The 7545-nt window shown below is 73.0% G+C and carries 5 protein-coding genes; 4 read left to right on the top strand and 1 reads right to left on the bottom strand.

Translation table 11 applies throughout. From position 1 onward, the window contains the following. Positions 1 to 138: 138 nt before the first annotated feature. Both UWG_RS0103070 and UWG_RS0103065 read left to right on the top strand, forming a co-directional pair. Entirely contained in the window at positions 139 to 963 is an 825-nt protein-coding gene (locus tag UWG_RS0103070) for an IclR family transcriptional regulator (RefSeq protein ID WP_016905738.1), read from the top strand. Then, on the top strand, positions 960 to 2009 hold the full coding sequence (locus UWG_RS0103065) for a serine hydrolase domain-containing protein (RefSeq protein WP_016905737.1): 1050 nt from the start codon (positions 960 to 962) through the stop codon (positions 2007 to 2009). The genes UWG_RS0103070 and UWG_RS0103065 overlap by 4 nt, the downstream gene beginning before the upstream one ends. Positions 2010 to 2061: 52 nt before the next feature. On the opposite strand, the gene UWG_RS0103060 is transcribed toward UWG_RS0103065, so the two are convergent. After that, positions 2062 to 3921 (bottom strand): ABC transporter ATP-binding protein, encoded by a 1860-nt coding sequence (locus UWG_RS0103060; RefSeq protein ID WP_016905736.1) that lies wholly within the window; start codon positions 3919 to 3921, stop codon positions 2062 to 2064. Between the two features lie 107 nt (positions 3922 to 4028). Between UWG_RS0103060 and UWG_RS0103055 the strand changes: the two genes are divergently transcribed. Continuing rightward, complete coding sequence (locus UWG_RS0103055) at positions 4029 to 4475, top strand: MarR family winged helix-turn-helix transcriptional regulator (protein WP_016905735.1); 447 nt, start codon at positions 4029 to 4031, stop codon at positions 4473 to 4475. Positions 4476 to 4563: 88 nt separating this feature from the next. After that, a complete protein-coding gene (locus UWG_RS0103050) occupies positions 4564 to 7518 on the top strand; it encodes an FAD-binding and (Fe-S)-binding domain-containing protein (RefSeq protein WP_016905734.1) in 2955 nt (984 codons plus the stop codon). Positions 7519 to 7545 lie beyond the last annotated feature (27 nt).

Genomic DNA, 7545 nt, shown 5'->3' with positions numbered 1-7545 from the left:
GCCGCGGAGCCGCAGCAACCGGCGGCGGCTCGGCGGTGCTTGACGGCCGGCCGGGCGGCGCCCCGCTCTCCCTATCCGTTCCATCGAACAACACATCCGTTCCGAAAGATGGAATGCGATTGCGTTAAGCTAAGCGCCATGGGGAAACCGGTCAACACCCGTCCGAGTCCGCAACTCGCAGCCGGCGGCGGTCCCGTCGAAAAGGCGATGGAGCTCCTGGAGGTCCTGGCGGAGCCCGGCGGGCCGCACCGCCTGGCCGCCATCGCCCGGCGCACCGGCCTCGCCAAGCCGACGGTCCACCGGCACCTGCGCACACTCGCGGAGTTCGGATTCGCCGAGCCGACCGAGGACGGCGCGTACCGCGCGGGCCCACGCCTGTTGGGGCTCGCCGCCACCGCGCTGCACACCACCGACGCGGTGCGCCACGCCCAGCCGTACCTCGCCGACCTGCGCACCCGCACCGGCCAACTCGCGTACTTCGCCGTGCGCGACGGCCGCGAGACGGTGTGCATAGCCCTCTCCGAGGCGCCCCGCGGCCACCGCACCACCCTGTACCCCGGCGCCCGTGCCCCCTTGCACGCCGCCGCCCCCGGGCTGGCGCTGCTCTCGGCGCTGCCGGACGCCGAGTTGGACGCCTTCCTCGACTCCGGTCCCCACCCAGCACTCACCCCGCACACCCGCGTGGAGCGCGCCGCGCTCGCCGAGACGGTGGGCGAGGCGACCGAGTCGGGGTACGCGGTGGACGAGGAGTTCGAGGAGCAGGACACGGTGGGCGTGGCCGCGGCCGTCCACGACGCGGACGGACGGCTGCGCGGTGCGCTCGCCCTGCGCGGCCTCGCCTTCACCCTCGATCCGACGAGCGTCGCCCTCTACGGACCGATGGTCCGCGCCGCCGCCCGTGCGCTGTCCGCCGAACTCGGCGCCAGAGCCGGTGCGTTGGACCTGGTGCGGGGGCAGCGATGACCGGCGCGGCAGGCCCCGGCGACCGGCTCCGGCGCGTGGTGCGGCGGGGGCGCGAGGAACGCGTCTACTCGGCCGCCGCGTGGTCGACCGGTGCCGCCAACGGCCGTCAGGACGCGCGCGGTTGGCTCGGTACGCGTCGATGGGGCGGGGAACCGGTGGACGGCTCGGAGCTGTGGGATCTCGCCTCGGTGACCAAACCGATCGTCGGTGTGGCGGCACTGGCTCTCGTGGAGCGCGGCGCTCTCGGCCTCGACGACACCGTCCGCGGGCGCCTCGAAGGCTTCCGGGAGGCCCCGTGCGCCGGAGCCACCGTACGGCACCTGCTGACGCACACGTCCGGCCTGCCGGGACAGGTCCGGCTGCACCGTGAACACCCCACGCGTGCCCGCCTGTTGGACGCGGTCCGGGCGACGCCGCTCCGCTCGGCACCGGGGACGCGGGTGGAGTACTCCTCGCTGGGGTTCATCGTGCTGGGCCTGCTGCTGGAGGCCGTCACCGGGCGCGGCCTCGACGCGCTGGTGGACGAACTCGTCTGCGCACCGCTGAAGATGGCCCGCACCTCCTTCAACCCCCCGGCTGCGCCCGGCAATTCCTTCGTCGCCACCGAGGAGTGCCCGTGGCGCGGCCGCGTGGTGCACGGCGAGGTCCACGACGAGAACGCGGTGGTGCTCGGTGGCGTCTGCGGGCACGCGGGACTCTTCGCGCCGTTGCGCGACGTCGAGCGCCTCGCCGCCGCGATGGCCGGCGACGGCGGCGGCGTGCTCGCCCCTGCCACGTTGCGCCTCATGACGTCCCCCCACACCGACGACCTGAACCTCAGGCGCGGGCTCGCCTGGCAGGGGCTGGACGCGCAGGACTCCCCCGTCGGCCCGGCGTTCGGCCCGCGTTCGTTCGGACACACCGGGTTCACCGGCACCAGCGTGTGGATCGACCCACTGCGCGGCCGTTACGCGGTGCTGCTCACCAACCGGGTGCACCCCACCAGGCACGGGGACGGCATCCGACGGGTGCGGCACGCGTTCCACGAAGCGGCGGCGCTGTCCTGAGCCGGAACCCGTCGCGGCGCGAGCCCCGTTTCGCAGGGCCGACGCGCGCCCCTCACCCCACCGCCGGGTCCGCAGCCCGTGCGTCCCTGCGCACCAGCGCCGCGTATCGCCCGTCCGCGGCGAGGAGTTGGTCGTGCGTGCCGCGCTCGGCGATGCGGCCCTCGTCTAGGACGACGATCTGGTCGGCGTCGGCGATCGTGGAGAGGCGGTGGGCGATGGTGACGGTGGTGCGGCCGGCGGAGAGTCCGTCGACGGCCTGTTGGACGGCGCGCTCGGTGCGGGTGTCGAGGGCGCTCGTCGCCTCGTCGAGGATGAGCACCGGCGGGTCCCGCAGGATGGTGCGGGCGAGCGCGAGGCGCTGCTTCTCGCCGCCGGAGAAACGGTAGCCCCGCTCGCCGACGACGGTGTCGTACCCCTCGGGCAGCGCGGCGATGTGCTCGTGGATCTGCGCCGCCTCGGCGGCCGCACGGAGTTCGGCGTCCGTGGCGTCCGGCTTGGCGAAGCGGAGGTTGTCGGCGACGCTCGCGTGGAAGAGGTAGGTCTCCTGCGAGACGACGCCGACCGCACGGGAGAGCGTCTCGAAGTCGAGGTCCCGCACGTCGACTCCGTCGAGGGTGACCCGTCCGCCCGTGACGTCGTAGAGGCGGGGCACGAGGTAGCTCAGCGTGCTCTTGCCCGAACCGGTCGCGCCGACGACGGCGAGGCTGCCGCCGGCGGGGACGGTCAGGTCGATGCCGGTGAGCGTGTTGCCCCGCGCGGGCTCCGGCTCCGTCCCGGCACCCGGCTGGGCGGGGAGCGTGCCGGCGGCGTAGGAGAAGTCGACGTTCTCGAAGCGGACTTCGCCGCGCACCTTCGGCAGCCGCCTGGGCCGCTCGGGCTCGGTGATGTCGACGGTCAGGTCGAGGTACTCGAAGATCCGCTGGAAGAGGGCGAGCGACGTCTGCATCTCGACACCGGTGTTGAGCAGCGAGACGGTGGGCCGCAGCAACCCTTGCTGAAGGCTGACGAAGGCGACGAGAGTACCGAGCGAGAAGCCGGTCCCGCCGAAGTGCGCGAGCATCCCCGCCGCCCAGTACAGCAGCGCGGGGATGGCGCCCATGACGATGCTGATCACCGACATCCGCCACCGGCCCGCCATGTGCGAGCGGACCTCCAGGTCGAGGAGGCGCTCGGACTCCCCCGCGAAGTCCCGGGTGAGCGAGTCGGCCCGGCCCATGGTGCGCCCGAGGAGGATGCCGCTCACCGAGAGCGACTCGGTGACGGTCGCGGACATCGAGGCCATCTGCTTCTGCCGCTGCGTGGTGATCGTCTTCCGCTCGCGCCCGACGCGTCGGCTTATCCAGACGAAGAGCGGGAGCAGCAGCAGCGAGACGACGGTGAGCCGCCAGTCGAGCGCGAGCATCGCGACGACGGTGGCGACGACACCGGTGAGGTTGGAGACGAGCGAGGTGGCCGTGGAGGTGACGGTCGCCTGCATGCCTCCGATGTCGTTGGCGATCCGCGACTGCACCTCGCCCGTACGGGTCCGCGTGAAGAAGGCGAGCGGCATCCGCTGGAGCTTGGCGTAGACGCCGGTGCGCAGGTCGTGCATGACGCGCTGGCCGACCGTGGTGCTCAGCAGCGTCTGGAGGACGCCGAAGACGCTGGTGGTGAGGGCCGTCAGGATCATCCCGAGCGCCAGCAGGCTGAGCAGTCCGGTGCGCTGCTGGGGGATGGCGACGTCGAGCACCTCGCGGAGCAGGAAGGGCGAGGCGACGGAGACGAGGGAGGAGGCGCCGACCAGCAGCCCGACGAGGGCGAGCCGGCCGCGGTAGGGCCGGAAGAGGCGCACGATGCGGCGCACCTGCGCGGGCTTGCGTGCGGTGCCGGGGTCCTTGGTGGGTGGGGCCGAGTCGACGGTGAGGCTGCTCAACGGGCTCCTCTGGATCGGGGCGGATGGGTGCGTAAGGGACGCGTCCCGGAAGGGTAATGCATTGTTACCTGTATTCACAATGAACTAACCCCTGTTACGCTACGACCATGGCAGCCCACCCCGACCGCGACTCGGCCGACGACCTCGCGGACCAGCTCCTCCTCCTCACCCGCCGGCTGCACCACGCACACCGGCACGACTTCGCCCCCCTCGGCCTCACCCCCGCGCAGGGGCGACTGCTCGGCACCGTCGCGCGGTGCCCTGAACCGCCCCGCATGGCCGACCTCGCGGAGCGCCTCGGCGTCGTACCGCGCCAGGTGACGAGCCTCGTCGACGCGTTGGAGGAGCGCGGGCTGGTGCGGCGGGTCCCGGACCCGGCCAACCGCAGGGCGACGCGGATCGAGCTGACGGACGAGGGTGCGCGTGCCCTCAAGACGCTGCGACGGGTGCGCCGTTCGGCCGCCGAGGAACTCCTCGCCCCGCTCACGGCCGCGCAGCGCGAGGAGTTGAGCCGGCTGCTCGGCCTGCTGGACACCGTACGCCGGCCGCGCTGACCTCGGCAGGCACGCGGACGCCGCCCGTGGTTCGACCGGAATTATCCTGTGTGGCGCGTCCCCACCCTGCGAGAACCGGAGGCCGACGGTGCCCTTCCTCGATCCCGAACCAGACGCCCTGCGTCCCACAGGGAAGCCCGACCGCACACCGTCCGCCGACCGTGTGGCCGACGACCGCGCCGGCGGCGCCCCCGAGCGGCTCCGCCGCGACCTGGAGCGTCTGCTCGGCACGGAGAAGGTGCTCTGGAAGGTCTCCGACCTCGTCAAGTACGCCTCGGACGCGAGTCCTTACCGCTTCGTACCGCTCGTCGTCGTCCTCGCGGAGGACGCCGAGGACGTCGCGGCCGTGCTCGCCTACGCACGCGGCAACGGGCGCAACGTCGTCTTCCGCGCCGCGGGCACCTCGCTCAACGGGCAGGCCCAGGGCGAGGACATCCTCGTCGACGTACGGCGGCACTGGGCGGGTGTCGAGGTGCTCGACGCCGACGGGCACCGGGCCCGCATCGGCCCGGGAACGACCGTGGTGCGCACCAACGCGGCGCTCGCGCGGTACGGGCGGCTCATCGGGCCCGACCCGGCGAGCGCGATCGCCTGCACCGTCGGCGGCGTCGTCGCCAACAACGCGTCCGGCATGACGGCCGGCACCACCCGCAACTCGTACCGGACCGTCGCCTCGCTCACCGCCGTACTCGCGAGCGGGACCGTCGTCGACACCGGCGCCCCCGACGCGGAGGAGCGGCTCGCCGCGGCCGAACCCGAGCTGTGCGAGCGCCTGTTGGAGCTGAAGGCCGAGATCGAGGCGGACGAGGAGCTCGTCTCCCGCATCCGCGCCAAGTACACGCTGAAGAACACCAACGGCTACCGGCTCGACGCCTTCCTCGACGCGGACACCCCCGCGCAGATCCTCCGCGGACTCATGGTCGGCTCCCAGGGCACCCTCGGCTTCCTCTCCGACCTCGTCTTCGACACCCTCCCCCTGCACCGCAGGACCACTGCCGGACTGCTCTTCTTCCCCTCCCTCCAGGCCGCCGCCTCCGCCGTGCCGCACTTCAACGAGGCGGGGGCGCTCGCCGTCGAGGTGATGGACGGCAACACGCTGCGCGCCTCGGTGAGCGTCGCGGGCGTGCCGCGGGACTGGGCCGAACTGCCGCGCGAGACCGCGGCGTTGCTCGTCGAGTTCCGGGCGCCCGACGAGGCGGAGCAGGAGCGGCAGGAGCAGGAGGCGCGGCGGGTGGCGGAGGGGCTCGACCTCGTCGCTCCGGTGCCGTCCGTCACCAACGAGTTCACCAGGGACAGCGCGGCGATCTCCGGGTACTGGAAGGCGCGCAAGGCGTTCGTCACCGCCGTGGGCGGCTCCCGGCCCTCCGGTACGACGCTCATCACCGAGGACTTCGCCGTACCGCCCGCCCGGCTCGCCGAGGCGTGCGAGGCGCTCCTCGGACTCCAGGAGGAGCACGGCTTCGACGCCGCCGTCGCGGGCCACGCCGCCCACGGCAACCTCCACTTCCTCCTCGCCTTCGACGCGGCCGAACCGGCGGACGTCGCGCGGTACGCAGCCTTCATGGACGACTTCTGCCGGCTGACCGTCGAGCGCTTCGACGGCTCCCTCAAGGCCGAGCACGCCACCGGACGCAACATCGCGCCCTTCCTCGAAATGGAGTGGGGCCAGAAGGCGACGGGCCTGATGTGGCGGATCAAGGAGGCGTTCGACCCGGAGGGCGTGCTCGCGCCGAGGGTCCTCCTCGACCGCGACCCCCGGGCGCACCTGCGGGGGCTGAAGAGCATCCCGCAGGTCGAGGCCGTCGCCGACCCGTGCATCGAGTGCGGCTTCTGCGAACCGACCTGCCCCAGCGGGGACCTGACCACCACGCCGCGCCAACGCATCGTGCTGCGCCGCGAGATGATGCGCCAGGCACCGCACTCCCCCGTCGGCGACGAGCTCCTGGACTCCTACGGCTACGACGCCGTCGACACCTGCGCAGGCGACTCCACCTGCAAGCTCGCCTGCCCGGTCGGGATCGACACCGGCGCCATGATGAAGGAGTTCCGGCACGCCAGGCACTCACCGCGCGAGGAGCGCACCGCCGCGCGGACCGCCAAGAGCTTCGGCGCGGTCGAGCGCTCGGCGCGGCTCGCGGTCGCCGCGGCCGACCGGGTGCGCGACCGGCTCGGCGACCGGCTCCTCACCTCGGTGACGGGCGCCGCCCGCAAGGCGGTGCGCCCCGACCTGATGCCGGAGTGGCTCACCGAACTCCCCGGCGCCGCCGCGAAGCGGCTCCCGGCGACCGACCGTTCGCAGGCGAGCGCCGTCTACTACCCGGCGTGTGTCAACCGCATCTTCGCCGACCCGCCTTCGGACAGCCAGGAGCCCACGCTCCCCCAGGCGATGGTGCTCGTCTCGGCGAGAGCGGGACGGCCCGTGTGGATTCCCGAGGACGTGAACGGGACCTGCTGCGCCACCATCTGGCACTCGAAGGGGTACCGCGAGGGCAACGAGGTGATGGCCAACCGCATCGTGGAGTCGGCCTGGCAGTGGACGGACGGCGGTGAACTGCCGCTCGTCGTCGACGCCTCCTCGTGCACCCTGGGAATCGCCGAAGAGGTCGTCCCCTACCTCACACCGGCCAACCGCAAGCTCCACGAGCGGCTCACGGTCGTCGACTCACTGGTCTGGGCCGCCGAGGAGCTGCTGCCCCGGCTGGAGGTGGTGCGCCGGGCGGGCTCCGCCGTCGTCCACCCGACGTGCTCGATGGAACACCTCGGCGACGCGGACCAGTTGACCCGGCTCGCCGAGTCCGTGGCCGAGGAGGTCGTGGTCCCGCTCGACGCGGGCTGCTGCGGCTTCGCCGGCGACCGCGGCATGCTCCACTGGGAGCTGACCGCCTCGGCGACCGCGAAGGAGGCCGCCGAGGTCCGCTCGCGCGACTTCGACGCACACCTCTCCGCGAACCGCATGTGCGAGATCGGCATGTCCCAGGCGACCGGCGGGCGCGGCTACCGCTCGGTGGTGCTGGAGCTGGAGCGTGCGACGCGTCCGGGGTAGCCGGGCGCGACGTGCGCGCGCCGACGC

The sequence above is a fragment of the Streptomyces xiaopingdaonensis genome (assembly GCF_000262345.1).
GTDB lineage: Bacteria > Actinomycetota > Actinomycetes > Streptomycetales > Streptomycetaceae > Streptomyces > Streptomyces xiaopingdaonensis.
This window is presented reverse-complemented; position numbering and strand designations above follow the sequence as displayed.

Excerpts from the sequence above, each read along its gene's own strand:
- UWG_RS0103070 (WP_016905738.1), top strand. The coding sequence starts at position 139 with ATGGGGAAACCGGTCAACACCCGTCCGAGTCCGCAACTCGCAGCCGGC.
- UWG_RS0103065 (WP_016905737.1), top strand. The coding sequence starts at position 960 with ATGACCGGCGCGGCAGGCCCCGGCGACCGGCTCCGGCGCGTGGTGCGG.
- UWG_RS0103055 (WP_016905735.1), top strand. The coding sequence starts at position 4,029 with ATGGCAGCCCACCCCGACCGCGACTCGGCCGACGACCTCGCGGACCAG.